Source organism: Streptomyces sp. NBC_01260 (assembly GCF_036226405.1).
GTDB lineage: Bacteria > Actinomycetota > Actinomycetes > Streptomycetales > Streptomycetaceae > Streptomyces > Streptomyces laculatispora.
The window spans coordinates 4236858-4262369 of the sequence record NZ_CP108464.1 but is presented as its reverse complement, the minus strand read 5'-3'; the positions used below and the strand labels follow the sequence as shown (position 1 = coordinate 4262369).

Here is a 25512-nt window from a genome sequence, read left to right as displayed (position 1 = left end):
CACACGGTCGATGTCCACGTTTCGTAAGAAACCGTGGCCCGAATTGTCGGTTTCGGCTCCGTAGGGTGAGCCGGGTGACCGACTCCCCCGATAACTCCGGCCCCCGCGCCGACATCGTGCTGCCCTGTCTGGACGAGGCCGCCGCCCTGCCCGGGGTGCTCGGCGCGATCCCGCGCGGCTGGCGCGCGATCGTCGTCGACAACGGCTCCACCGACGGCTCGGCCGAACTGGCCCGTTCACTCGGCGCGACGGTGGTGCACGAGCCGCGGCGCGGTTTCGGCTCCGCCTGCCACGCCGGGCTGCTCGCCGCCGAGGCGGAGTTCGTCTGCTTCTGCGACTGCGACGGGTCCCTGGACCCCGGGCTGCTCCCCGGCTTCGTCCGCCGGATCGCGGACGGCGAGAGCGATCTGCTGCTCGGCCGCCGCCGCCCCGACCGGCTCGGCGCCTGGCCCCTGCACGCCCGCGCGGGCAATCTGGCGCTGTCCCGGCTGCTGCGCAGACGTACCGGGCTGCGGCTGCACGACCTGGGGCCGATGCGCGCCGCGCGCCGGGCGGACCTGCTGGCGCTCGGCCTCACCGACCGGCGCAGCGGATACCCGTTGCAGATGGTGGTGCGGGCGGCGGACGCGGGGCTGCGGGTGGCCGAGACGGATGTCCCGTACCTCTCGCGCACCGGGAAGTCGAAGGTCACCGGCACCTGGCGGGGCACCTGGCACGCGGTGCGCGACATGCGCGCCGTGCTGGGCGAGGCGCCCGTTCCCGTGGGGGTGACCCGGTGAACCCGACCGCGTGTACCGGCGCCGGGCCCGGAGCGACCGGCGGAACGAGCCGCACAGGGGCCGGAGCGGACGCAACGACGAACCGCGCCACAACCGGAGCCGTCACCGGAGCCGAAGGCGAAGCCGTCGGGGCGGTGACCCTGCTGGTCATCGCCAAGGAACCGCTGCCCGGCCGGGTCAAGACCCGGCTGACGCCGCCCTTCACCCCGCAGGAGGCCGCCCGGCTCGCCGAGGCCTCGCTCGCCGACACCCTGCGCACCGTCCTCGCCCTGCCCGCCGCGCGGCGGGTGCTCGTCCTCGACGGGGCGCCCGGACCCTGGCTGCCGCCGGGCATCGAGGTGGTGGGCCAGTGCGCGGGCGGTCTCGACGAACGGCTCGCCGCCGCGTTCGGCGGCTGCACGGGGCCGACGCTCCTCATCGGCATGGACACCCCGCAGATCACCGCCGCCGATCTGGCGCCCGCGCTCTCCCCCGGTTCCTGGGACGGCTGCGACGCCTGGTTCGGCCCGGCCGAGGACGGCGGCTTCTGGGCGCTGGGGCTCGCCGAGCCGGACCCCGAACTGCTGCGCGGGGTACCGATGTCCGTGCCGGAGACCGGCGCGGTGCAGCGCCGCCGGCTGGTCGAAGCCGGGCTGACGGTGCGTGATCTGCCCCGGCTGCGGGACGTGGACACGGCGGCCGACGCCGTGGACGTCGCCGCCCTGGCACCGCACGGCCGGTTCGCCGCCGTGCTCGCCGCACTGACCGGGGCGGTGGCCCGATGAGCCAGACGGTTCCCCAGCACGAAACGGTCCGCCCGCCGCCCCCGGACGCCACCTCCTGGAGCACCGACCCGTACGCCAACGCCCTGCGCAACGGCCACGGCCCGCTCTTCCTGCGCCGCACGGACGGCTGGCTGCTGCCGCTGGACGTGGAGCGCTGGTGCGCGGGCGCGGACGCCGCGGACCTGTCGGCGCTGCACCGCTGCGAGGGACCCGTCCTGGACATCGGGTGCGGGCCCGGCCGGCTGGTCGCGGCGCTCGCGGCCCGCGGCCACCGCGCGCTCGGCATCGACGTGAGCGAGGCGGCGGTGGCCCGCACCCTGCGGGTCGGCGGCTCCGCGCTGCACCGCTCGGTCTTCGAACCCCTTCCGGGCGAGGGCCGTTGGGGCACCGTCCTGCTCGTCGACGGCAACATCGGCATCGGCGGCGACCCGCGCCGGCTCCTGCACCGGACGGCGGCCGTGCTCGCCCCCGGCGGGCTGCTCATCGCGGAGACCGCGCCGCAGGACATCGACGAGCGGGTCCGGGTCCAGCTGGACGACGGACGCGCCGACCGGGCCCGGCCCGCGCCCGCCGCACCCTTCCCCTGGGCCCGGCTCGGCACCCCGGCACTGCTCCGGTACGCCGGGCTCCTGGGCTGGCTCACCGCGGATCAGTGGGAGGCGGACGGCCGCACGTTCGTCTCCCTGCGCCGCAGCCGCAGCGTCCTGACGACCGGCCAGAGCGCCGACCACGCGAACAGCGTGGCCGTGATCAGCAGCCAGTTCCCCAGGAACACGTCGGGGGAGAGGCCGCTCGCCGGTTCGTAGCGCTTCGTGTGCCGGGTGATCAGCGGCCACCACATCAGCAGGAGCAGACCGGACAGGAAGACCGGCACCGGACGAAGCCGACCAGGCCGGGGCGCGGGCCGAGCGAGCGCCGCAGCAGCAGCAGACCCGCCGTCTGACGTCATCCGGCTGCTGTCCGCCGTGGCCCCGGTCGGGTGCGGAATCTGACGGTTCGGTGACGCGCCCCGTCAGCACCCGCCCGCACCGCCCCGGCGTGCATACCGTGCCTGGGTGAAGACCAAGGACCGCCCGGAGCAGCGCACCGAACCGGAGAGCGACCACCGCACCGGCCACCGCCCCGACCTGGCCGCGGCCGGTGCGGGCGCACTGCTCGTCGTCGCCGCCGCCCTCGTCGGCTGGGCCGTGGAGAACGCCGACCACACCCTGTACGTCCACTGGCCACCGCTGCTGGCGACCTGGTACCCGCACATCGGCCCCGGCACCGCGGCCGCGCCCACCGTCGCCGTGGCCGTCATCGCGTACGGTCCCGTCCTCGCCGAACGGCTGCCTTGGCGGACCCTGCTGCTGAGCTGCTGGGGCGCCTCGCTCGCCTGGGTCTTCTCCCTGGCGCTGATCGACGGCTGGGGCCGCGGCATCGCCGAACGCCTGACCACCAAGCACGAGTACCTCAGGGTCATCGGCCGCTTCGACGACATCGGCGCCGCCCTGCGCGGCTTCAACGACCACATCCTGATCGGCCCGCCGGGCAACTGGCCCGCCCATGTGGCCGGCCACCCGCCGGGCGCCACCCTCACCTTCGTCCTGCTGGACCGCATCGGGCTCGGCGGCGGCGCCTGGGCCGGGGTCTGGTGCATCGTGACCGGCAGCACCGCCGCGGTGGCCGCGCTGATCGCCGTCCGCGTGCTGGCCGACGAACGCACCGCCCGCCGCGCCGCGCCCTTCCTGGTCCTCGCACCGGTCGCGGTCTGGGCCGGCACCTCGGCGGACGGCTACTTCGCCGCCGTCGCCGCCTGGTCCGTCGCCCTGCTGGCCCTGGCCGCGACCGGGAAGGTCCGCAGCCCCGGGGCCGCCGCCCTCGGCTCGGGGCTGCTGTACGGCCTGACCTGCTACCTCAGTTACGGTCTGGCGCTCATCGCGCTGCTGCTCCTGACCGTTCTCCTGCTCACCCGGACCGCCCGGCCCCTCCCCCTCTTCGCCCTGGGGGCCCTGGTCGTCCCGGTCGCCTTCACACTGGCGGGCTTCAACTGGTGGGAGGCCTACCACCTGCTGGTCGAGCGCTACTACCAGGCGGCGGGCGGATTCCGCCCGTACTGGTACTGGGTCTGGGCCAACCTCGCCTGCACCGTGACCGCCGTCGGACTCGCGACGGTCGCGGGTCTGCGCCGGACCGCGGCGGCCGCGCCCGGGGCCGTGCGAGCGCTGCGGACGGGGACCACGGCCGCACCGCAGCGGCTGGTCCTGCTCGTGCTCGCGGCGTTCCTCATGCTGCTGGCCGCCGACCTGTCCGGGATGAGCAAGGCGGAGACCGAACGGATCTGGCAGCCCTTCATGCTCTGGCTGCTGCCCGCCGCCGCCCTGCTGCCCGCGCCCGGCCGCCGCGGCTGGCTGGCCGCCCAGGCCGTCGTCGCCCTGCTCGTCAACCACCTGCTCTGGACGGGGTGGTGAACGAGACGGGTGGTCGTTGAACCACCCGCGCCCCGGGTATGGGTGGTTCCGTGCCGACATTCGAGATCACCACAGCAAGCGCGGACGACATCAGGATGATGGCGGACTGGGCCCATGCCGAGGGCTGGAACCCCGGCCTGACCGACGGTCAGGCCTTCTTCGCCGCCGACCCCTGCGGCTTCCTGATCGGCAGGCTCGACGGTGCGCCCGTCTCCTGCGTCTCCGTGATCCGCTACGGCGTGGACCACGGCTTCCTGGGCTTCTACCTCACCCGCCCGGAGCTGCGCGGCCAGGGCTACGGGAGCCGGCTCTGGGCCACCGGGACGGCCCGGCTGGGCGGGCGGAACACCGGCCTGGACGGGGTGGTGGAACAGCAGGCCAACTACCGCAGATCCGGCTTCCGCCCGGCCTGGACGAACATGCGGTACGAGGGACTGGTGCCGGTGGACATCGCGCCGCCGCCCGGCGTCACCCTCGCCGACGCCCGCACCCTGCCCTTCGGCCAGGTCACCGCGTACGACCGCCGGTTCTTCCCGGCGGAGCGCGACGGCTTCCTGGCGGCCTGGACCACCATCCCCGGCCGCACCGCGCTGGTCGCGCTGCGCGAGGGAGAGGTGCGGGGGCTCGCCGTGCTGCGCGCCTGCCGTACGTCCTCACGCATCGGCCCGCTGTACGCGGCCACGCCGGAGACGGCCGCCGCCCTGGTCAGCGCGCTCGCGGCCACCGACCCGTCCACCCCGGTCGCCGTGGACGTACCCGACGTCAACCCGGCGGCGGTACGGCTCGCCGGACAGCTCGGGCTCACCCCGTCGTTCGAGACGGCCCGCATGTACACCGGGCCGGCTCCGGACGTCGATCACACCGGGCTGTTCGGCATCACCAGCCTCGAACTGGGCTGACCGCTACGCCCGGCCGTGGAGCAGCTCCAGGACCCGGTCCCTGAGCAGCTCGTACTCCTCGCGCAGGCGGACGATCTCCGGGGGACGCGGAATCACCGTGCCGCCGCAGACGATCTCCTCGGGGGCGAACTGCTCACGGGTCAGGTCGATCTCCGTCCCCGGGCCCAGCCGGTTCCACCAGTGGTAGTCCGTGCGCACCCCGTCGACCCGGACCTCACCGCGTATGAGGTCACCGCCCAGCAGGTCGTGCAGGACCAGGGCGGTGACCCCGCACTGGTCCCGGGCAGGATTGCCGGGGGTCCAGTGCGGCCGGTGCTCGGGCGTGGTGGTGTCGGCGCCCCAGCTGCTGCGCACTGCGGCCTCGATGTCGGCGAGGAGGAACGGCTTCATGACACCGATCCTCGCAGCCGCCACTGACAGCGCCCCGGGCCGTCGGGCTCACACCTCTTCGGGCTCACCTGCCCCGGGCTCGCCCCTCCTCGCTTTCGCCCCGCCGCGCATCCGCCGCCAGGGGGCGAAACGGGCCCGCGAGGCCATCACCGCGATATCGTCCTCGGCGCCCGGACCGAAACGGTCGAGCACCTCGTCCAGCAGTTCCTCCAGATTCCCGCTCTCCGGCAGGGTCAGCTCCCGGAGCCGGCCGACGGACACGTCGATGTCCTCGCCGCGCCGCTCCACCAGGCCGTCGGTGTACATGAACAGCACCGTGCCCGGGGTGCACCGCACCTCCGTCGTCCGGTAGCCGCCGAACCCGGTGCCGAGTGGCGGCCCCGCCGTTACGTCGCCCAGCCGGGTGCCCGCCGCCCCGGGATCGATGAAGACCGGCGGCAGATGGCCCGCGCTCGACACCTGGCACATCGCGCCGGACCGGTCGACCACCGCCAGCAGACAGGTCGCCGCCCGGTCGAGACCGGACCGCTCCACCATCCGGTCGAGCTGCTCCAGGATGCGGTGCGGCGGCAGTTCCTCGTCGGCGAGCAGCCGCAGCAGCGAGCGGTAGTGACTCATCGCGACGGCCGCCTCCACCCCGTGCCCCATCACATCGCCGATCGCCTTCAGGTGGCGTCCGTCGCGCATCGGGATGATGTCGAACCAGTCGCCGCCCACCAGCACGCTCCGGTCCGCCGGCAGATAGCGGGTGGCGACCTCGATGTGCGGGTGCGGCTGGCGGGGTTCGGAGAGCAGGGAGCGCTGGAGCTCCAGGGCGATGGTGTGCTCGTGGGCGAACCGGCGCGCGTGGTCGAGGTCGACGGCGGCCCGTCCGGCGAGCTCCCGGGCGACCACCACGTCCTGCTCCGTGAAGGCCGGCGAGTCCCCCGCCCTGACCAGGCCGAGGACGCCGATCGGCCCGCCGCGCACGGAGAGCGGAACGATGACCGCCGAGTGCATCCCGAGGGCCCGGTAGGTGGCAACCCGTTCGGGGGAGGGCGCGGCGCGGCCCAGTCGCTCGTCCCCGGTCAGGTTCTCGATGACCGGCTGGTTGGTGGCCAGACAGCGCGTCACCGCCGCTTCCTCCTGGTAGTCGACGTAGTCGCCGGCCACCCCGAACCGCGCGACCCGCGCGCGCAGCCTCGGCACCGCCGTCACCGCCGCCCGCCTCAGTCGGGTCACCCCGGGCGGTGCGGGACGCACCGGCGGGGCGACGTCCGGCGGGAAGACCTCGACCGTGGCGAGATCGGCGAGCCCCGGGACGACGAGGTCGACCAGCTCGGCGCAGGTGGTGTCCATGTCGAGCGTGGTGCCGATGCGGGTGTTCGCACTGTCCAGGAGACTCAGATGGCGCCGGGCCTGGGCCAGCTGGCGCTGCTCCTCGTCGGAGGCCGTGACCTCCAGCAGGATGCCGGCGACGCCCACCACCCGGCCGGCCACCTCCAGCCGGTGGTAGGCGCCGTGCCAGTAACGCCGGGCGGAGGCGGACATGGCGGGGGTCCGGCCGCTGGAGGTGATCTCACGGGACCGGCCGTCGGAGAGCACCGCCAGCATCAGGTCCTCGCGGGCGTCGACCTCGGGGAGCACCTCGGCGACGGTGCGGCCCAGGTGATCGGCGGCCGGGACGCCGTTGAGCCGTTCGAGGGCCGGGTTCACATAGAGGTAGCGCAGCTTGGTGTCCAGGACCCCCACCCCGGCCGTGGTTCCGCCGATCAGGGCCGCGAGCGCCATGGTGTCGAGCGGCGGCGGACTGTCGGCGTACACATCGGCCTGCAAGGCAACCTCCTGTGACCGGGCGCGGGCCGCCCGACTGCCCGGCCCTCCATCGTCGGCCGCCCGCACCGCCCCCGCATCCCCAGACCGCCCGCACCGGCCGCCCGAACCGGAACCGCTCGCCGCCGATCAGCGGGGGCTGCCCGGCGGCACCGCCCCGCTCGCCCCGCTCATCCCGCTGTCCGCGCCGCCGGGATCAGCCGGTCCGCATCCACCGCCCCGTCCTCCGCCGGGGCCCCCGGCGGCAGCCGCAGGGCCTCGGCGACGGGGCCGGGGAGCGGGGACAGACCCAGCAGCCCGGTGACCAGGGCGGTGGTCAGCCGGTGCCAGGCGGGGGCGCGGCGGAGCATCGCGTGGTCGCTGCCGTGCACGGTGACCAGACAGGTACGGGCCCCGGCCCGGCGGGCCCGTGCGGTGAGCGTGCGGGAGGCCGCCGGACTGGTGACGCGGTCGCGGGTGCTGTGCACGAGGACGACGTCCCGCCCGGCGAGCTGCTCGACCGGGTCCCCGTCCGGGCACCACGGGGCGAGACCGACCACACCCCGTACCAGCGGATGCCCGGCGGCGTGCAGTGCGGCGCGGCCGCCCATCGAGTGCCCCACCAGCACCACCGGAATCTCCCCCGCCGCACGCCGCAGCTCGTCCAGGGCGCGCACGGCATCGTGCAGCGGGTCCGCCCGGGACCCGTTCCAGCCCCGGTGCCCGTACCGGACGGCGCGCACCAGGACGCCCCCCGCCATCGCCCGCCCCAGTGCCTGCGCGAACGGACGCATCCGCAGCGCCGGCAGGTTGAACGGTCCGGGCAGCGGCGCCCCGAGCCCGGTCTCCCGTCCGCCGTGCAGCAGGAGTACCGCCGCCTCGGGCGGTTGTCGTAGCGTCATGCATACCTCCTGGTGCGGATGGGTGAAGCCGTACCGAGCATGCTGTACGGAGCACGGGCGGCACCACCGCCGCAGCGCCGGACACCAAAGGACACGCCATGGGATCTTCACCGCAACTCGGCAGCACCGTCCAGGACTTCACACTCGCGGGCGGCGCGCTCGACGGTGACGCGTTCGAACGCCGCGACTACACGCTCTCCGCCGCCCGCGGCCGGGCCGTGGTCCTCGCCTTCTACCCCGGCGACAACACGGCCGTGTGCACCAAGCAGCTCTGCTCGTACTCCTTGGGCATGGAGACCTTCGAGGGACTCGACGCGGAGGTCTGGGGGATCAGTCCCCAGGATGTGGACAGCCATGAGTCCTTCGCCCGCGCCCACAGCCTGCGCATGCCGCTGCTGGCGGACACCGGCCGTGAGATCGCGCGGGCGTACGGGGTGGCGGCGCCCGGCATCGGGGTACGGCGGGCGGTGTTCCTGATCGACGCCGAAGGGGTACTGCGCTGGAAGCACGTGGCGCTCCTCGGCGCCACGTTCCAGTCACTGGACACGCTGGCCGGCCACCTCTCCGGCATCCAGAGCGCTTAGAACACTGCCGGGCCCCGGCAGTGTCGCCGGACCGGTATGTATGGGACCATCCAGCCAGTTCGACGGAAATGTTCGGGGGATTCCGCAGATCGGGAGGGGTGATCACGTGACCTTGTTTCTCGGTCTCGGTATTGCGGGAGTCGTGCTGCTCGCACTGTCCCTGATCTTCGACGGAATCCTCGAAGGCCTCTTCGGAGGCGTACTGGACGGCCTCTTCGACGGGCTGCTCTCCCTTCCGGTGATCGCCGGCTTCGTCTCGATGCTCGGCTTCGGCGGCGCCATCGTGCTCGGCACGACCGGCGTCGGCACGTTCGCCGCCGTCGGGGCCGGTGTCCTGGCCGGTCTGGTCGCCGCCTGGCTGACCTGGAAGTTCAGCCAGGCCCTGATGCGGGACCAGACCAACGCCACGCCGCGGGACGCGGATCTCATCGGCTCGGCCGGCTCCGTGGTCACGGCCATTCCGGCCGACGGCTACGGCGAGGTACTGCTGCGGTTGGGGGGTCATGTCGTGAAGCTGTCGGCGAAGAGCCCCGTGCCGGTCGAACGCGGCACCGAGATCTGGGTCGAGGCCACACTCTCGACCACCTCGGTCTCGGTCCGCCCCGTCGAACGCTGAGCCGGCAAGCCGGCCGGCCACCACCGCTCGCAACAGAACTGCCGTCCCCGTCGGGAGGCAGAGGGGGACACCCTTATGAGTCCAGTCCTGATCGCCATCGTCGGAGTCGTCGTACTCCTCGTCCTGCTGGCCCTCGTGGTCATCACCCGCTACAAGGTCGCCGGGCCCAGCGAGGCGTTCATCATCACCGGCCGCCGCGGCAAAAAGTCCGTCGACCCGGTGACCGGGCGGGCCAGCATCGACAACAGCGGCCAGAAGGTCGTCGTCGGCGGCGGCGTCTTCGTCGTGCCGTTCGTCCAGCAGAAGTTCACCCTGGACCTCTCCAGCCGGCACATCCCGATCGCCGTGCGCGGGGCCGTCACACTGCGCGGGGTGAAGTCCAACCTCGAAGGCGTCGCGATCGTCAAGGTCGGCGGCAGCGAGGACGCGATCCGGGCCGCCGCCCAGCGCTTCCTGCAGCAGCAGAACGGCATCGTCGGCTTCACCCAGGAAGTGCTCTCCGGCGCGCTGCGCGCCATCGTCGGCCGGATGTCGGTCGAGGACATCATCCGCGACCGGGCCGCGTTCGCCGGCCAGGTGGCGGAGGAGGCCGAGGCCAGCCTGTCCGGCCAGGGCCTGATCCTGGACGCCTTCCAGATCCAGGACATCACCACCGAGGGCTCCTACCTGGAGGACCTCGGCCGCCCGGAGGCCGCCCGCGCCAAGCAGGAGGCGGACATCGCCGAGGCGATCGCCCGCCGCGCCTCGGAGCAGGCCCGGCTGAAGGCCGCCGAGGAAATCGCCATCGCCGAGCGGACGTTCTACCTCAAGCAGGCCGAGATCAAGGCCGAGACGGAAGCGGCCGCCGCGAAGGCGAACGCCGCCGGTCCCCTCGCCGAGGCCGCCCGCCAGCAGGAGGTCCTCCAGGAGCAGGAGAAGGTCGCCGAGCGCCAGGCCGCACTGACCGACCGCGAGCTCGACACCAAGGTCCGCAAGCCCGCCGACGCCGCCCGTTACCAGGCCGAGCAGGAGGCGGAAGCCCGCCGTATCGCCCAGGTGAAGCAGGCCGAGGCGGACGCGGAGCGCTCCCGCCTGACCGGTGAGGGCGAGAAGCTGCACCGCTCCGCACTGGCCGACGCCGTACGCATCGAGGGCGAGGCCGAGGGCGCCGCCATCGCCGCGAGGGGTTCGGCCGAGGCCGAGGCCATGCAGAAGAAGGCGGACGCCTTCGCCCAGTACGGCGACGCGGCCGTGCTCCAGATGCTCGTCGAGGTACTCCCGCAGGTCGTCGCCAAGGCGTCCGAGCCGCTGAGCGCCATCGACAAGCTGACCGTGATCTCGACGGACGGCGCGAGCCAGCTCTCGCGCACCGTCACGGACAACGTCGCCCAGGGCATGGAGCTCCTCAGCTCCACCACGGGCGTCGACCTCGCCGCCCTGCTCAAGAACCTCAAGGGCGCGACCCCGAAGACGGAGATCCCGGCCCAGTCGGACACCGCCACCACCACCGCCCAGAACGGCAAGATCGAAGTCACGGACTGACCGTCCACCACAGCAACACCCACACGTGCCCGGCCGGTTCCCCACCGCCCGGGCACGCGTGCGTCCACCCTCGCCCCGCAAGATCGACGCGCACGGTCAGCGCCCCTGTCCAGATCAGGCGAAGGGGAGCACCCCTACGGGCCCTCGGGGCCGGTGTCTCTCGCTCGCATGGCGGCGGCCGCCTCCAACAGGGACCAGCCGTCGACCTCCTCCACCCTCCGCTCGTCCGGTTGCCACCCACGGGCCAGTGCCACGTCGAGCAGCGCCCGGACGGCGCCCGGTTCGTGCAGGTTCAGGTCCGGGCCCCGGATGAAGCCCACGTCCCCGGAGCCGAGGGGTGCCCCGCCCGGGACGTACCGGCCGGGGCCGCGGTCAAAGACGATGCGCAGCGGGCCGCCGGTGCCGGACGGCTGCGGGGACAGCGTGAGGGTCTGGCGGCAGTCCGCGGGGCTGCCGTCCTTGTTCCGGTGGCTGTGGCGCATCGTCCACATGTACACGCGCCCGGAGGCGACCAGCCGGCGCGGTGTATCCGAACGGCGAGGCATGTGGCCGAGGGTATGCGGCCTGATCAAAACGAGGCACCCCTCCGGTGATCAAACCGCCCGCCCCCGTCACCGGAGGGCCGAAACCCGCACCCCCGGCGCAGCGGAAGGTCCGGTTAGGGTAATGCGGGACTAAAGAGATCACCAAGTGCGTTTTGTGAGCGTCGCACTCCTCGGGAGGAAGCCATGGGAACCCACCGCACCACGCTGCCCGGAGTCGGAGTGCAGTACGACTACACCACCGAGTCGGGCCAGCACATCTCCGTCGTCGTGCACCACGACGGGCGCCGGTTCATCGGGTTCTACGACCAGGACGATCCTGATTCGTGCCGGCTCTCCGTACCCCTGACTCCACAGGAGGCCACCGGGCTCGCGCACCTCATCGACGCTGCGCCGATCGACGCCGTACGGACCGATGGCATTGATCTGGTCACCGAGCACATACCGCTCGGGACGCGATCCCCGTACGGCGGCCGGCTGCTCGGGGACACCCGGGCGCGGACCCGGACCGGGGCCTCGATCGTGGCGGTGTTGCGGACGCACAGTGCGCATCCGTCACCCGGGCCGGACTTCCGGCTGGCCATCGGGGACACGCTCGTCGCCGTCGGTACGCGCGAGGGCGTGGACACGCTCTCCGAGATCATTGCGGAGGGCTGATCGTGCACGACACGACCGCACTGCTGGTGGAGCTCGGCTCCGTCATTCTGGGGCTGGGCATCATCGGGCGGTTCGCCGGGCGAATAGGGCTCTCGCCGATCCCCCTCTATCTGCTGGCCGGACTCGCCTTCGGCCAGGGCGGGCTGCTGCCGCTCGGGGCCAGTGAGGAGTTCACCGCCGTCGGCGCCGAGATCGGTGTCATCCTGCTGCTGCTCCTGCTGGGGCTGGAGTACAGCGCCAGTGAGCTCGTCACCAGTCTGAAGACGCAATATCCGTCCGGGGCCGTGGACTTCGTACTCAATGCCACCCCCGGCGCCGTCGCCGCGCTGCTGCTCGGGTGGGGGCCCGTGGGCGCCGTGGCGCTGGCCGGGGTCACCTGGATCTCTTCGTCCGGGGTGATCGCCAAGGTCCTCGCCGATCTGGGGCGGCTCGGCAACCGGGAGACGCCCGTCATCCTCGGGGTGCTGGTCATCGAGGACCTGTCGATGGCCGTCTATCTGCCGCTGCTCACCGCGATGCTCGCGGGCGTGGGCTTCGCCGGGGGGAGCATCGCGCTGCTCGTCGCGCTCGGCACCGTCGGGTTCGTGCTCTATCTCGCGCTGCGGCACGGGCGGCTGATCAGCCGGGCCGTGTCCTCCGACAATCCCGAGATGCTGCTGCTCGTCGTGCTCGGGCTGACCGTCCTGGTCGCCGGGGTGGCCCAGCAGCTTCAGGTCTCGGCGGCCGTCGGGGCGTTCCTCGTCGGCATCGCGCTCTCCGGAGAGGTCGCGGAGGGCGCGCGCAAGCTGCTGACCCCGTTGCGGGATCTCTTCGCCGCCGTCTTCTTCGTGTTCTTCGGGCTCTCCACCAATCCCGCGGAGATCCCGCCGGTGCTGCTCCCGGCCGCGCTGCTGGCCGTCGTCACCGTCTTCACCAAGATCGCCACCGGCTGGTACGCGGCCCGGCGGGCCGGTATCGGATCGCGTGGGCGCTGGCGGGCGGGCGGCACGCTCGTCGCCCGCGGCGAGTTCTCCATCGTCATCGCCGGTCTGGCCGTGGCGACCGAGCCGCGCATCGGCCCCATCGCCACCGCGTACGTCCTGATCCTGGTCATCGTCGGCCCGCTCACCGCGCGCTGGACCCAGCCCGCCGTCGAACTGATCCAGAAGTGGCGCGGCAAGGACGGCGGCACGGCTCCCGGGGCCGGCAGCGGCGCGGCTCCCGCCGCCCGGGTGACCGTGCCGCGGGAGGAGCTGGCTCCGACCGCCGACTGAACGTCAGCCGTCCGGGGCGGCGGGGAGGTCGGGCACCCAGCCCAGGGGGTACGCGTCCGCGCCGCCCCCGGACACGGCCGGCTCGCCGCCCGCCGCGGTGAACGCCGTCAGCGCCTCGATCAGCGCGGACCGCTGCTCCGGCGCGAGGCGTTCGACGATCGAGGCGATCTCCCGGCGGCGGCCGGCCGTGACGTCCTCGACCAGCTGGAGCCCCTCCGGGGTCACCCGCAGCGCCGTCTCGCGGCGGTTGGCCGGGTTGACCTGCCGTTCGGCGAGACCGGCGACGATCAGCCGGTCCAGCATGCGCATGGCGGTCGACGGATTGACGCCCAGCCGCTCGGCCAGTGAGACCAGCTTGGCGTCCCCGTGCGTGGCCAGGACCACGAGCAGCCGGAACTGCGGCAGCGTCACCCGGTCCTCGAACGCCGCCAGCGACCGCGCGGAGACGGCCACCAGCAGTCTCGACGCCGTCAGCACCGCCCGCGTCACCGCATCGACGTCGTCCCGGCGCGGGGCGGACGGTCGTTCCTCAGATGCCTGTTCGTGCGCGGCCATGCCCCTTTGTACCGTGCCGGACGGCCGTACTCGCACCCGGGCCGGACCGTGACCGAAAGGTGTCGTACCGGCCCCCCGGCCCACGGCGTGCGACGGTGGCGCACATCTTTGGATTGTGCAACGTTTGCACCGTGACGCATCAATCCGAAGCTTCGCCCGAACCCCGGCACCCGGCCCCTCCGACCGGCTGGCGGCGTACCGCCGTCCGGCTGCCCGTCCATATGTTCCGGGTCGGGCTCGGACCACTGTTCCGGGGGCGCCTGCTGCTCCTCGTCCACACCGGGCGCACCTCGGGACAGCCGCGCCGGACCGCCGTCGAGGTCGTCGAGTCCGCGACGGTGGACGGCCGGCGGAGCTGGACGGTGGCGTCCGGATTCGGGCCCGCCGCCGACTGGTACGCCAATCTGAAACGTACGCCGCAGGCCACCGTGCAGGTCGGCCGCCGGTTCCACGCGGTGACGGCGGCCGATCTGCCGGCCGAGGAGGGCGGCGAGCTGATGGTGCGGTACGCGCCCCGGCACCCCCGGATCGCGCGGCGGCTCTGCTCGTACCTGGGGTTCGCGGTCGACGGCAGCGCGGAGGGCTACCGGGCCGTGGGCGAGTCCATCGCGTTCGTACGGCTCACGGAGGGCGTCCGGACCGCCGGCAGCGACCGCTGAGAGCGGGCAGCGACCGCTGAGGGCCGGGGTCAGGCCCGTACGGGTGCGGGCTCGTCCACCAGGTGGGACTGCGGCACGCCCCGCCGGTAGAGGGTCACCGTGAGCAGCAGTCCGACGGCGAAGAAGCCCGCGGACCACCAGTACGCGGTGGAGTAGCTCTCCAGCTGGGCCTGGGCGACGGCGGCCGGGGTCGGGCGGCGGCCGGCCAGGTAGTCGGCGGCCGCGCTGGTGGCGAGGGTGTTCAGCAGCGCCGTACCGATGGAGCCGCCCACCTGCTGGCTGGTGTTGACCATCGCCGAGGCCACTCCGGCGTCCCGGGCGGAGACCCCGGCGGTGGCCAGGTTCATCGCCGTGGCGAAGATCATGCCCAGTCCGAGCCCCAGGCAGACCAGCGGGGGCAGCACATGGGCGAAATAGGTGCTGTTCAGGTCCAGGGTGGTCAGCCACACCATGCCGCCCGCCGCGATACCCATGCCGAGCGGCACGATCGGTTTGGCGCCGACCCTCGGCACCAGGACGTTGGTCGTCGTCACGGACGTCACGATCATCACGGCGATCATCGGCAGGAACGCCAGACCGGTACTGACCGGCGAGTAGAACAGGCTCTTCTGCAGGAAGTACGTGAGGAACAGGAACACCCCGAACAGGCCGCCGCCGGAGATGAACATCGCGAGGTACGACGCGGCCCGGTCCCGGTCGAGCACCACCCGCATCGGCAGCAGCGGATGCGCGGCCCTGGTCTGCCACCACACGAACGCCGCCACGAGCACCACCCCGGCCAGCAGGAATGCCCAGGTGTCGGGTGAGCTCCACGGATGCGTCTCGGCCCTGGAGAACCCGAACACGATGCAGAAGAGCCCGGCCGAGACCAGCACGGTCCCCGGGATGTCGAGCTTCGGGCGGTCGGTGGGCGCACCCGCGGTGAGCAGGCGCCAGCCGCCGACGAAGGCGACGAGCGCGAACAGCAGGTTCACGTACAGGCACCAGCGCCAGTCCAGGTACTCGGTGAGCACCCCGCCGAGCAGCAGCCCCACCGCGCCGCCCGTGCCCGCGATGGCCCCGTAGATGCCGAAGGCCTTCGCCCGTTCCTTCGGGACGGTGAACGTCGTGGTGAGCAGGGAGAGCGCGGCCGGGGCCAGCAGCGCGCCGAACATGCCCTGGAGGGTGCGGGCCAGCACCAGGACCTCGAAGCTCGGGGCGGCACCACCGATCGCCGAGGCCACCGCGAAGCCGACCAGCCCGGTCAGGAACACCACCCGGCGGCCGACCAGGTCGGCGATGCGGCCGCCGAGCAGCAGCAGCGAGCCGAAGGCGAGGGCGTACGCCGTCACGATCCACTGGCGGTTCCCGTCGCTGAAGCCGAGGTCCTGCTGGGCGGAGGGCAGCGCGATGTTCACGATCGTCGCGTCCAGCACCACCATCAGCTGGGCGAGCCCGATCACCGCCAGCACCCACCAACGGTGCGACGGACCGCGCCCCTCCCCGCTCTCGGCCGATTTCCTTGGCTGACGCGCGTGTCGGGCCATGGTGTGGATCTCCCTCGTTGCGCACACCGCCAGAATCCCCCGACTGATCACGCTAGGTGGAGGTGGGCCTGCCCGCATGCGGGGAGCGTCGCCGGGGCACGGTCCTGCCGGGACCCGGCAGAACCGGGAGATCGGCAGGTGGGCGGCTCACACCTCCTTCGCCGGCCAGTCCAGCAGCCGGGCCCCGATCACCGCCGTCTGCAGCGTGTAGCGGTGCATCGGGTCGGAGGGGTCGGAGCCGGTCAGCTGGTGGATCCGCTCCAGCCGGTAGGTGAGGGCGCGCACGCTCAGCGCCAGCCGGCGGGCCGTCTCGGCCGCGACACAGCCCGACTCGAAGTACACGGACAGCGTCTTGAGCAGCGGTTCCGCACCACCCCGCGCCTGCTGGAGCGGGCCCAGCTCGCTGCGCACCAGATCGGACATCGCCTGCCGGTCCCGGGTCAGCACCGGGTAGACCAGCAGGTCGGCGGAGTACAGCACCGGATCGTCCAGGCCCATCCGGTCGGCCAGATCGAGCGCGTCGAGCGCCTCGTCGTACGACTGGACGACACCGCCCGGGCCCCGGTGGGCGCGGCCGACGGCGACCCGGCCGCCGTCCGTCGCCGCGTGCGCCTGCTTGGCGAAGTACCTCAGGACGTCGGGCTGACTGCCGGGCGCGATACAGATCAGCCGCCCGTCCTTCGTCGTGATGAGGATCTTCCGGCCGCCGAACCGGGCCAGCAGCGCCGACTCCACATGCCTGGGCACGGCATCCGTCTCGGTGTACGCCTCGGGGCCCGCCGCCACCGCCACCGCATGGGCGCGGGAGAGCCGCAGCCCGAAGCGCGTGGCCCGCTCGGCGAGCCGGCCCAGGTCGCTGCGCCCGTACAGCAGGTCGTCGATGAACTCCCGGCGGGCCGCCTCCTCCCGCCGCACGGTGAGCCGCTGCGCCCGCTCGAAGCCCTCGGCGAACGCGTCGACCGCCTGCTCCGCCGCGGCCAGCACGCTCTCGGCGACCGCGGCCACGGCGGCCGTCGTGGCGCCGGGGGCGGCGGCCGGCCAGGAGGTACGGGTCTCGGCCAGGTGCATACGGACCAGGGCGCGCAGCTGGTGTCCGGCCTCGGCGGCCTGCCTGCCCAGGGCGCGGCGGGTCTCCACCTCCTCCCGGGTGAGCCGGCGTCCGGTGACGGCGACCTCCCCCAGTACGCGGGCGTAGCCCTCGAGAAAGCTGTCGGGAATCTCCGGCTCCGGCACGCGTACGCCCCCAGTTCTGCTTCGTTACTGATATTTACACAACGCTTACGGCCCAGTGCCGGTGCCCGGCATCGAGGGTGGAGAAAGATTGCCGTATTCCGGCAGTGCGACGGCCCGGCCCCGGATGACACGATCCGGTCAGCACCAACCGGGGGACCACGGGGGAAACACGGGGGTGCAACGGGGGGACGGGGGACGATCCGGCTGCTGCGGTACCGCTGACGGCGGTACCGCAGCACCTGGGTCACGCCGGACCACGCGCAGACGCCGGCACGTCGTGCCGGCGCGACGGCAGGGGGTGGGACCGATGCGGGAGTTCCTGACAGCGACGTTGTCCTTCCCGGCCGTTCTCTTCGCCGCGGCGCTCGTCGTCGTGATCGCCTTCTGGCTGCTCGTCCTGGTCGGCGCGGCCGACCACCACGCGTTCGACGCGGACCTCGACGCCGATCTGGCCGGGGTCGGCGGTGTGCCGGTCACCGTCTCGGTATCCGTGATGGTGGCCGTCGCCTGGTTCACGTCCCTGACCGGTTCGGTCCTGCTGCACCGCACCGCCACCACCGGTACCACCCGGGCCGCGCTCGCCGTCGGCGTCCTCGTCGGCGCGCTGCTGATCGCCTGGGCCGTGGTGCGGGTGCTCGTGCACCACTTCCGCCGCTTCTTCCCGGACCAGCCCCCGCCATCGCGCCAGGACTTCCTGGGCCGGGTCTGCACGGTCCGTACCGGCTCGGTCGGTTCGGACCTCGGCCAGGCCGAGGTCGCCGCGGCCGACGGGTCCACCGCGATCGTCCAGGTGCGGCAGTTGCGGCCGCACGACGCGGAGCTGACCTCGGGGAGTTCGGGGCTGCTGTACGCGTACGACGCCGCGGGCGAGTTCTTCTGGGTCTCGCCGTACGACAAGGCGCTCGACCCGGGACCGCCGCAGCCGCTGCCCACGCACCGGCGTGCGGCCCCCGGCCACACCGCCTGAGCCCCGCGCCCACCCGCACCGCACCGCCGCGCGCGGCACCGGTCCGCACCGCCACGCCCGGACAGCGAGCCGTGCCCCTCCACCTCTCATTCTCCGTACCACCAGCCGCCAAGGACTGTCATGGAAGCCATCTCCTTGGGCCTCGGCCTGCTCATCGCCGTGGTCCTGCTCATCGCGATCGCCCTGCTGCTGATCGTCACCCGGCTCTTCCGCAAGGTGGAGCAGGGCAAGGCCCTGATCATCTCCAAGACCAAGAAGGTCGATGTGACCTTCACCGGTGCCGTCGTCCTGCCGGTGCTGCACAAGGCCGAATCGATGGACATCTCGGTGAAGACCATCGAGATCCGGCGCACCGGGCGCGAGGGGCTGATCTGCCAGGACAACATCCGCGCCGATATCCACATCACGTTCTTCGTACGGGTCAACAAGACCGTCGAGGACGTCATCAAGGTCGCCCAGGCCATCGGGACGGAACGGGCCAGCGACAAGGTGGCGATCCAGGAGTTCTTCGCCGCGAAGTTCTCCGAGGCGCTCAAGACCGTCGGCAAGCAGCTGGACTTCGTCGACCTGTACACCAAGCGCGAGGAGTTCCGGGACCGGATCATCCGCGTCATCGGCACCGATCTGAACGGCTACCACCTGGACGACGCCGCGATCGACTTCCTCGAGCAGACGCCGATGGTGCAGCTGGACGGCGCCAACATCCTTGACGCACAGGGCATTCGGAAGATCACCGAGCTGACCGCGATCGAGCACGTGCGGACCAACGAGTTCCAGCGCACCGAGCAGAAGGAGATCACCCGGCAGGACGTCGACGCCCGGGAGACCATTCTGGAGCTGGAACGCCGGCAGGCCGAGGCCGAGATCAAGCAGCGCCGCGAGGTCGAGACGCTGCGCGCCCGCGAGGAGGCGGCGACCGCCCGGGTCCAGGAGGAGGAACGCCTGGGTGCGCAGGGGGCGTTCATCCGGACCGAGGAGCAGCTCGGCATCCAGCGGGAGAACCAGGCGCGGGAGATCGCGGTCGCGCAGAAGAACCGCGAGCGCGTCATCGCGGTGGAGAACGAGCGCATCGAGAAGGACCGGATGATCGAGGTCATCGGGCGCGAGCGGCAGACCGAGCTCAACCGGATCGCCGCGACGAAGGAGGTCGAGGCCGAGCGCCGCGAGGTCGCCGATGTGATCCGGGAACGGATCGCGGTCGACCGTACGGTCGCCGAGCAGGAGGAGTCCATCAAGACGCTGCGGTCGGTCGAGGAGTCCGAGCGCACCCGCAAGTCGGTGATCATCGCCGCCGAGGCGGAGGCCCAGGAGCAGCTGGTCAAGGACATCAAGGCCGCGGAGGCCGCCGAGGCCTCGGCCACCCACCGGGCGGCCGAGCAGCTCACGCTCGCCGAGGCCCGGCTGAAGACCGCGGACCTGGACGCCCGCGCGAAGCTGCGGCTGGCCGAGGGCGTCCAGGCGGAGTCGGCCGCGGCCGGCCTCGCGGAGGTGCAGGTACGGGACGCGGCGGCCGAGGTCATCGAGAAGACCGGCCTGGCCGAGGCCGAGGCGACGTCCGCCCGGCTCAGGGCCGAGGCGGAGGGCTCCAGGCTGAAGGCGCTGGCGGCGGCGGAGGGTACACAGGCCCAGGCGACGGCCGACGCGGCGATGATCGGCGAGAAGCTGAAGGCCGAGGCGGCGGGGCTCACCGACAAGGCGGCCGCGATGGCCGCCCTGGACGACGCCTCGCGCGGCCACGAGGAGTACCGGCTGCGGCTGGAGGCGGAGAAGGAGATCCGGCTCGCCGGGCTGGATGTGCAGCGGCAGGTCGCCGAGGCGCAGGCGACGATCGTGTCCGCCGGGCTGGAGAACGCCGACATCGACATCGTCGGCGGGGAGTCGGTCTTCTTCGACCGGCTGGTCTCGTCCATCTCCATGGGCAAGAGCCTCGACGGCTTCGTCGGGAACTCGGACACGGCGCAGGCGCTCGCGGGGCCGTGGCTGAACGGCACCTCGTCGTTCACGGACGATCTGACGCGGGTGCTGGGGTCGGTGTCGTCGGGTGATGTGCAGAACCTGACGGTGTCGGCGCTGCTGATGCGGATGATGGCCGCGCCGGGGGTGGGGGGTGCGGGGGCGGACCAGGTCCGCCGGCTCCTGGACCACGCGCGGGAGCTGGGCCTCGCGGACGTACGCCTGAACGAGGTACCGGCCCCGTCCCGGAACGGTACGCCGGTGTCGTAGCCGGACGCGTCGCCCCGGCCCCTCCGGAGCAACGCCCTGTCCTCGATCGCCGGACGGGCTGGAAAGGCCGCCCGCGGATCCACGGCAGGGGCGGGCCGGTCAAGCCCGTCCGGCGGTTGAGGACGGACGGTGCCCCGGTGGCACCCGAACCCCGGTCGAGCCCGTCCGGCGATCGAGGACAACGCCGGGCCGCCCGGCCGCCCCGGACCCCACAGATCCGCCCACCCGTAAGGAGCCGCCCCGCATGGACACCGGAACCCCGCCGCCCCCGGGCGGCCCCGTGGAGGCCGGGGCCTACGACGTGCTGCGCCGCCGGCTCGGCACCCAGGCCGCGGAGCTCACCCGCCGGGCCGAGGCGCTCAACTCCCGCCGCACGGAGGAGTTCGGCTCCACCGGACTGCGGCTGCTCGGCAGCGAGCGCATCCGTACCGAGCAGCCCTCCACCCCCCGCGACCTCGTCGCGATCGGCGGCCGGCTGCTGTTCGGCTTCGAACGCGGCCCCGGCCGGGGCGACGAGCCCGCCGTCGACGACGTACTCGCGCTGTACGACGCCGAGCTGACACCCGGCACCGGCCCGCTCCTCACCGACGAGGCGTTCGTCCGCGAGTTCAACGGGCTGCACCGCTACTACCGCGACGCCCGGCTGCTGCGGCTGCGCCGTACCGACGGCCGGCTCCTGGCCGTGTTCCGGACCGGCGAGAGCGCCGAGGACATCCGCGTCCTGCGCTGGGCCCTCGACGCCGACGGCACACCCGGCGCGTTCCTCGACGCCCGCGGCGAACGCGACCACGTGTTCCCGCCGTCGCACGACTTCACCTGGACCGTCGCCGGACGCGAGTCCCACCTCCCCGGCCGGCACCCGCACATCGCGATCGGGGGTACGGGCGACGGGAGCGACGCGCGGCTGTACGTCACCACCCTCGGCGGCCACCTCACCGTCAAGACCGTCAACGACACGGACACCCCGGACGGGATCTACCGGGAGCCGGTCACCGAGCCCCTCCAGTCACTCGCCGACGCCGAGGTCGAGTACGCGGAGCTCGGCCCGCTGGTCCTGCTCCGCATCCGCCCGTACAAGGAGGAGGCCACCCGCCACCTCGTGTTCAACTCGCTCCTGGGCACCGTGCTGCGGCTGGACGGCATCGGCCCGGCCTGCCACCGGCTCCCCGAGGACCAGGGGATCATCTTCCCCGGCGGCTTCTACCTGACCACCGGCGCCGCCAAGACCTTCGACATCGCGCGGCCGCTCACCGAGCCCGCCTTCGAGGGGGCCGTCCGCTCCCCCAACGGCGAGGACGTCCTCTACGCGTTCCGCTCCCGGGACAACGGCCGCAGCCTGCTGCTCCCCTACAACGTGATCCGCCAGGAGGTCGCCACCCCGCTCCAGGGCCGCGGCCACGCCCTGCTCGACGACGGGACGCTCGTACTCCTGCGGGAACCGGTGGAGGGCCCGGACGCCGGACCGGCCCGGGTGCACCCGTTGCAGCGCTGGCAGACGCCGTACGTCTCCGACACCTACGCCGCCTCCCGCCCCGCCGGCACCGGCCCGCTGGCCCGGATCGGCAACGCCGACCTGGTGCGCGGCATCTCCGACTGCCTCGCGCTCGCGCACAGCGCCGACGCGACCAGCCCGACCGGCGCGGTCTACGCGCGGCTGGTGGCCGACTGCACCCGGGCCACCGACCGCTACCACTGGCTGGGGGACAGCGAACTCGGCTCTCTCGCCGACCCGTTGACCGCGCTCCGGGACACCGCGCAGCAGGTCCTCGCAGAGTTCGAGGGCGTCCAGGAACTGACCCGGCAGGCCGCCGACGCGCTCGCCGAGAGCGCGGACCGGATCACCGCACTGGTGCGCCGGGTCCGCGGCGAGGCCCCGCAGTACGCCGCCGACTGGGTCACCCGGCTCACCGAACTCCGCACCGCGCACGGCCATCTGGCCACGCTCGGCGAGATGCGGTACGCGGACACCGAGCGGATCGCCGAACTCACCGCCGCCACCGCCGACGACCTGGCCTCGGCCGGCCGGCGCGCGGTCGCGTTCCTGGCCAGGGACGGCGCGTTCGCCGGGTACCACGAGGACATCGCCCGCCTCACCGAGGAGGCGTCCGCGCTCGCCACCGTCACCGACGCCGCCGCGCTCGGCGACCGGCTGGCGGGGATGACGGACGGGCTGAGCACGGTCACCGACGTCGTCACCGGGCTCGACATCGGTGACGGCGTGGTCCGTACCTCGATCCTGGAGCGGATCGCCGAGGTGCTCGGCGGGGTGAACCGGGCCCGCGCCACGCTCGACGCCCGCCGCCGTGAACTCCTCGACCACGAGGGACGGGCCGAGTTCGCCGCCGAGTTCGCCCTGCTGGGACAGGCGGTGACGGGGGCGCTGGCCGCCGCGGGCACCCCCGGTGCCTGCGACGAGCAGCTCGCGCGGCTGTTGCTCCAGCTGGAGAACCTGGAGGCGCGGTTCGCCGAGTTCGACGACTTCCTGACCGCGCTGGGCGAGCGGCGGACGGAGGTGTACGAGGCGTTCTCGGCCCGCAGGCAGACCCTTCAGGACGCCGTCGCCCGCCGCACCGAGCGCCTCGCCCAGTCCGCCGTCCGGGTGCTGGACACGGTCGCCCGCCGCAGCGCCGCGCTGCCCGACGCGGACGCCGTCCACACCTGCTTCGCCTCCGACCCGATGGTCGCCAAGGTCCGCCGCACCGCGGCCGAGCTGCGCGAACTCGGCGACGCGGTACGGGCCGAGGAGCTGGAGGGGCAGCTGCTCGCGGCCCGCCAGGAGGCCCTGCGGGCGCTGCGCGACCGCAGCGAGCTGTACGCGGACGGCGGGGCGACCATCCGGCTGGGCCGCCATCGGTTCGCGGTGAACACCCAGCCGTTCGATCTGACGCTGGTCCCCCAGGGGGACGGGCTCGCGTTCGCGGTCACCGGGACCGACTACCGGATGCCGGTCACCGACCCGGCCTTCGTCGAGACCCGCCCGTACTGGGACCAGCAGCTGCCCTCCGAGTCCCCGTCCGTCTACCGCGGCGAGCACCTGGCCGCCCGGCTGCTGGCCGAGCAGGGCGCGGACCGGCTGGCCTCCCTGGAACCGGACGAACTCGCCGCATTGGTCAGGGAGTCCGCGGCAGCCGCGTACGACGAGGGGTATCAGCGCGGCGTCCACGACGAGGACGCCGCAGCGATCCTGACCGTACTGCTGCGCCTGCGTGCCGGAGCCGGACTGCTGCGCTGCCCGCCCGCCGTCCGGGCCGCCGCCCAGCTCTTCTGGGCGCACCGGGCGGACGAGGCCCGACGGACCTCCTGGACCCGCCGGGCCCGCTCGCTGGCCCGCGCCCGCGACACCTTCGGGCTCGCCCCGGCCGTCGCCGCGCTCCAGGAGGAGTGGGCGGGCGTCATCGCGGGCGAGGGCTCGCGGGCCGTCGCCTCGTACCTCTTCGAGGAACTGACGAGCGGCCCCGAGGGGTTCGTCACCAGTGCCGGCGTCCGCACCTTCCTGGACAAGTTCCGCCGTACCACCGGCACTTCGGCCTACGACGAGGATCTCGCGGCCCTGGGGGACGACCTGCCGGCCCGCCGCCAGCTCGTCGAGGGGTGGCTCAGCGCGTACTCCCGCGCGAGCGGCTCGGACCTCGACGACGGCGATCTCGCGGAGGCCGTCGCCGTGGAGCTCTGCCCGGAACCCACCGTGCGCCGGTACGAGGGCGAGGCGCCGCTCACCGCGACCGTGGACGGGCTCCTCGGTGTCCACCCGCGCATCGACCGGGGCCGGCTGCCCCTGCGGATCGACGAACTCCTCTCCCGTACCGAGGAGTTCCGCACGGTCACGGCGCCCGGCTTCCGCGCCTACCAGCGACGGCGCACCGCACTGGCCGCAGCCGAGCGCACCCGGCTGCGGCTGGACGACCACCGGCCGCGCGTGGTGTCGGCGTTCGTCCGCAACCGGCTGCTCGACGAGGTGTACCTGCCGCTGATCGGCGACAGCCTCGCCAAGCAGCTCGGCACCGCCGACGCCGACCGGCGCACCGACTCGCAGGGCCTGCTGCTGCTCGTGTCGCCGCCCGGCTACGGCAAGACGACGCTGATGGAGTACGTCGCCGACCGGCTCGGCCTGGTCCTCGTCAAGATCAGCGGACCCAACCTCGGCCACGACGTGACCTCGCTGGACCCCGCGCAGGCGCGCAGCGCGACCGCGCGCCAGGAGATCGAGAAGATCAACTTCGCGCTGGAGGCGGGCAACAACACCCTCCTCTACCTCGACGACATCCAGCACACCTCACCGGAACTGCTCCAGAAGTTCATCCCGCTCTGCGACGCCACCCGCCGGATCGAGGGCGTGCGGGACGGCGAGCCGCGCAGCTACGACCTGCGGGGCAAGCGGTTCGCGGTGTGCATGGCGGGCAACCCCTACACCGAGTCCGGGGAGCGGTTCCGGATTCCCGACATGCTCGCCAACCGGGCCGACGTCTGGAATCTCGGCGAGGTGCTGAGCGGCCGGGAGGACGTCTTCGCGCTGAGCTTCGTGGAGAACGCGCTGACCGCCAACCCGGTGCTGGCCCCGCTCGCCGGGCGGTCCCGCGACGACCTCGCACTGCTGCTGCGGCTCGCCGCCGGCACGGAACCCGCCTCCGGTGCGAACCGGCTGGAGCACCCGTACGCGCCCGTCGAGGTGGAACGCGTCGTCGCCGTGCTGCGCCATCTGCTCACCGCACGCGACACCGTTCTCGCCGTCAACGCCGCCTACATCGCCTCGGCGGCGCAGACGGACACGACGCGCACCGAACCGCCGTTCCGGCTGCAGGGCTCGTACCGCAACATGAACCGGATCGCCGAGCGGATCGTGCCCGTGATGAACGACGCCGAACTGTCCGACGTCATCGACGACCACTACGCGGGCGAGGCCCAGACGCTCACCTCGGGCGCGGAGGCCGCCCTGCTGAAGCTCGCCGCACTGCGCGGAACACTCGGTCCGGAGCGGGCCGCCCGCTGGTCCGCCGTCACCGCCGGCTACGTCCGCGCCCAGGCGCTCGGCGGGCCGGACGGCGACCCCGTGACCCGTGCGGTGGCCGCACTGGGACTGCTCGCGGACCGGATCGCGGCGGTCGAATCGGCGATCAGCCGGGCGGCGGACCCCCGCCAGCTCCTCGCCCGGCCGCCGTCCGGGCCCCCCGGGGACCACTGACGGCGGCGATCGGAGAAGCGAC

Annotated in this window: 20 protein-coding genes and 1 pseudogene; 14 read left to right on the top strand and 7 right to left on the bottom strand. The window is 73.2% G+C overall.

The features are described from left to right. Window positions 1–65: 65 nt before the first annotated feature. From OG322_RS18970 to OG322_RS18950, 5 genes and pseudogenes are all read left to right on the top strand, one after another. Window positions 66–542: pseudogene (locus OG322_RS18970) on the top strand (glycosyltransferase family 2 protein); the annotation flags it as partial. A 371-nt stretch (window positions 543–913) separates the two neighbouring features. Then, complete coding sequence (locus OG322_RS18965; RefSeq protein ID WP_241200190.1) at window positions 914–1543, top strand: TIGR04282 family arsenosugar biosynthesis glycosyltransferase; 630 nt, start codon at window positions 914–916, stop codon at window positions 1541–1543. Beyond that, window positions 1540–2349 (top strand): class I SAM-dependent methyltransferase, encoded by an 810-nt coding sequence (locus OG322_RS18960; RefSeq protein ID WP_123460314.1) that lies wholly within the window; start codon window positions 1540–1542, stop codon window positions 2347–2349. The genes OG322_RS18965 and OG322_RS18960 overlap by 4 nt, the downstream gene beginning before the upstream one ends. A 249-nt stretch (window positions 2350–2598) precedes the next feature. Then, window positions 2599–3993 carry a hypothetical protein gene (locus OG322_RS18955; protein WP_329306716.1) on the top strand — a complete coding sequence of 465 codons (1395 nt, stop codon included), beginning with the start codon at window positions 2599–2601 and terminating at the stop codon, window positions 3991–3993. 50 nt (window positions 3994–4043) lie between these two features. Then, window positions 4044–4892, top strand: coding sequence for a GNAT family N-acetyltransferase (locus OG322_RS18950; protein ID WP_123462159.1), 849 nt, complete (start codon window positions 4044–4046; stop codon window positions 4890–4892). A 3-nt stretch (window positions 4893–4895) separates the two neighbouring features. Here OG322_RS18950 and OG322_RS18945 read toward each other — a convergent pair whose 3' ends face one another. The 3 genes from OG322_RS18945 to OG322_RS18935 all read right to left on the bottom strand — a co-directional run bounded on the left by OG322_RS18945 (window position 4896) and on the right by OG322_RS18935 (window position 7975). After that, window positions 4896–5282, bottom strand: coding sequence for a YunG family protein (locus OG322_RS18945; RefSeq protein ID WP_123460316.1), 387 nt, complete (start codon window positions 5280–5282; stop codon window positions 4896–4898). Window positions 5283–5330: 48 nt separating this feature from the next. Next, a complete protein-coding gene (locus OG322_RS18940; RefSeq protein ID WP_124285226.1) occupies window positions 5331–7052 on the bottom strand; it encodes a SpoIIE family protein phosphatase in 1722 nt (573 codons plus the stop codon). Between the two features lie 212 nt (window positions 7053–7264). Then, complete coding sequence (locus OG322_RS18935; protein WP_266411556.1) at window positions 7265–7975, bottom strand: alpha/beta hydrolase; 711 nt, start codon at window positions 7973–7975, stop codon at window positions 7265–7267. Window positions 7976–8073: 98 nt separating this feature from the next. Here OG322_RS18935 and OG322_RS18930 point away from each other — a divergent pair, with 98 nt between their 5' ends. The 3 genes from OG322_RS18930 (at window position 8074) to OG322_RS18920 (ending at window position 10696) form a co-directional block, all read left to right on the top strand. Beyond that, the gene (locus OG322_RS18930; protein ID WP_124284486.1) at window positions 8074–8559 is read left to right on the top strand and encodes a peroxiredoxin; all 486 of its coding nucleotides are present in this window, start codon (window positions 8074–8076) and stop codon (window positions 8557–8559) included. 106 nt (window positions 8560–8665) lie between these two features. Then, a complete protein-coding gene (locus OG322_RS18925; RefSeq protein WP_123460319.1) occupies window positions 8666–9175 on the top strand; it encodes a hypothetical protein in 510 nt (169 codons plus the stop codon). A 75-nt stretch (window positions 9176–9250) separates the two neighbouring features. Next, complete coding sequence (locus tag OG322_RS18920; protein WP_123460320.1) at window positions 9251–10696, top strand: flotillin family protein; 1446 nt, start codon at window positions 9251–9253, stop codon at window positions 10694–10696. Window positions 10697–10830: 134 nt separating this feature from the next. Here OG322_RS18920 and OG322_RS18915 read toward each other — a convergent pair whose 3' ends face one another. Then, the gene (locus OG322_RS18915; protein WP_185095327.1) at window positions 10831–11241 is read right to left on the bottom strand and encodes a hypothetical protein; all 411 of its coding nucleotides are present in this window, start codon (window positions 11239–11241) and stop codon (window positions 10831–10833) included. 183 nt (window positions 11242–11424) lie between these two features. Here OG322_RS18915 and OG322_RS18910 point away from each other — a divergent pair, with 183 nt between their 5' ends. Further along, on the top strand, window positions 11425–11895 hold the full coding sequence (locus OG322_RS18910) for a cation:proton antiporter regulatory subunit (RefSeq protein WP_123460321.1): 471 nt from the start codon (window positions 11425–11427) through the stop codon (window positions 11893–11895). Window positions 11896–11897: 2 nt separating this feature from the next. Then, window positions 11898–13148 carry a cation:proton antiporter gene (locus tag OG322_RS18905; RefSeq protein ID WP_123460322.1) on the top strand — a complete coding sequence of 417 codons (1251 nt, stop codon included), beginning with the start codon at window positions 11898–11900 and terminating at the stop codon, window positions 13146–13148. A 3-nt stretch (window positions 13149–13151) separates the two neighbouring features. Here the strand turns inward: OG322_RS18905 and OG322_RS18900 are convergent, their stop codons facing one another. Next, window positions 13152–13703, bottom strand: a complete 552-nt coding sequence (locus OG322_RS18900) for a MarR family winged helix-turn-helix transcriptional regulator (RefSeq protein ID WP_123460323.1) — start codon at window positions 13701–13703, stop codon at window positions 13152–13154. A 131-nt stretch (window positions 13704–13834) separates the two neighbouring features. Here OG322_RS18900 and OG322_RS18895 point away from each other — a divergent pair, with 131 nt between their 5' ends. After that, on the top strand, window positions 13835–14362 hold the full coding sequence (locus OG322_RS18895) for a nitroreductase family deazaflavin-dependent oxidoreductase (protein WP_241200062.1): 528 nt from the start codon (window positions 13835–13837) through the stop codon (window positions 14360–14362). Window positions 14363–14391: 29 nt separating this feature from the next. Here OG322_RS18895 and OG322_RS18890 read toward each other — a convergent pair whose 3' ends face one another. Together OG322_RS18890 and OG322_RS18885 are read right to left on the bottom strand one after the other, a co-directional pair. Continuing rightward, window positions 14392–15888, bottom strand: a complete 1497-nt coding sequence (locus tag OG322_RS18890) for an MFS transporter (protein ID WP_329306715.1) — start codon at window positions 15886–15888, stop codon at window positions 14392–14394. 147 nt (window positions 15889–16035) lie between these two features. Next, window positions 16036–17121, bottom strand: a complete 1086-nt coding sequence (locus OG322_RS18885) for a PucR family transcriptional regulator (RefSeq protein WP_123460326.1) — start codon at window positions 17119–17121, stop codon at window positions 16036–16038. 307 nt (window positions 17122–17428) lie between these two features. Between OG322_RS18885 and OG322_RS18880 the strand changes: the two genes are divergently transcribed. The 3 genes from OG322_RS18880 (at window position 17429) to OG322_RS18870 (ending at window position 25490) form a co-directional block, all read left to right on the top strand. Then, window positions 17429–18088, top strand: coding sequence for a hypothetical protein (locus OG322_RS18880; protein ID WP_329306714.1), 660 nt, complete (start codon window positions 17429–17431; stop codon window positions 18086–18088). Between the two features lie 120 nt (window positions 18089–18208). Further along, on the top strand, window positions 18209–20311 hold the full coding sequence (locus tag OG322_RS18875; protein ID WP_123460328.1) for a flotillin family protein: 2103 nt from the start codon (window positions 18209–18211) through the stop codon (window positions 20309–20311). Window positions 20312–20555: 244 nt separating this feature from the next. Continuing rightward, entirely contained in the window at window positions 20556–25490 is a 4935-nt protein-coding gene (locus OG322_RS18870) for a DNA repair ATPase (RefSeq protein ID WP_329306713.1), read from the top strand. Window positions 25491–25512 lie beyond the last annotated feature (22 nt).

Bases quoted from the DNA above. Each gene is read 5' to 3' on its own strand.
- OG322_RS18875 (WP_123460328.1), top strand. From the start codon at position 18,209: ATGGAAGCCATCTCCTTGGGCCTCGGCCTGCTCATCGCCGTGGTCCTG.
- OG322_RS18910 (WP_123460321.1), top strand. From the start codon at position 11,425: ATGGGAACCCACCGCACCACGCTGCCCGGAGTCGGAGTGCAGTACGAC.
- OG322_RS18870 (WP_329306713.1), top strand. From the start codon at position 20,556: ATGGACACCGGAACCCCGCCGCCCCCGGGCGGCCCCGTGGAGGCCGGG.
- OG322_RS18935 (WP_266411556.1), bottom strand. From the start codon at position 7,975: ATGACGCTACGACAACCGCCCGAGGCGGCGGTACTCCTGCTGCACGGC.
- OG322_RS18890 (WP_329306715.1), bottom strand. From the start codon at position 15,888: ATGGCCCGACACGCGCGTCAGCCAAGGAAATCGGCCGAGAGCGGGGAG.
- OG322_RS18940 (WP_124285226.1), bottom strand. From the start codon at position 7,052: ATGGCGCTCGCGGCCCTGATCGGCGGAACCACGGCCGGGGTGGGGGTC.
- OG322_RS18920 (WP_123460320.1), top strand. From the start codon at position 9,251: ATGAGTCCAGTCCTGATCGCCATCGTCGGAGTCGTCGTACTCCTCGTC.
- OG322_RS18960 (WP_123460314.1), top strand. From the start codon at position 1,540: ATGAGCCAGACGGTTCCCCAGCACGAAACGGTCCGCCCGCCGCCCCCG.
- OG322_RS18915 (WP_185095327.1), bottom strand. From the start codon at position 11,241: ATGCCTCGCCGTTCGGATACACCGCGCCGGCTGGTCGCCTCCGGGCGC.
- OG322_RS18930 (WP_124284486.1), top strand. From the start codon at position 8,074: ATGGGATCTTCACCGCAACTCGGCAGCACCGTCCAGGACTTCACACTC.
- OG322_RS18880 (WP_329306714.1), top strand. From the start codon at position 17,429: ATGCGGGAGTTCCTGACAGCGACGTTGTCCTTCCCGGCCGTTCTCTTC.
- OG322_RS18900 (WP_123460323.1), bottom strand. From the start codon at position 13,703: ATGGCCGCGCACGAACAGGCATCTGAGGAACGACCGTCCGCCCCGCGC.
- OG322_RS18945 (WP_123460316.1), bottom strand. From the start codon at position 5,282: ATGAAGCCGTTCCTCCTCGCCGACATCGAGGCCGCAGTGCGCAGCAGC.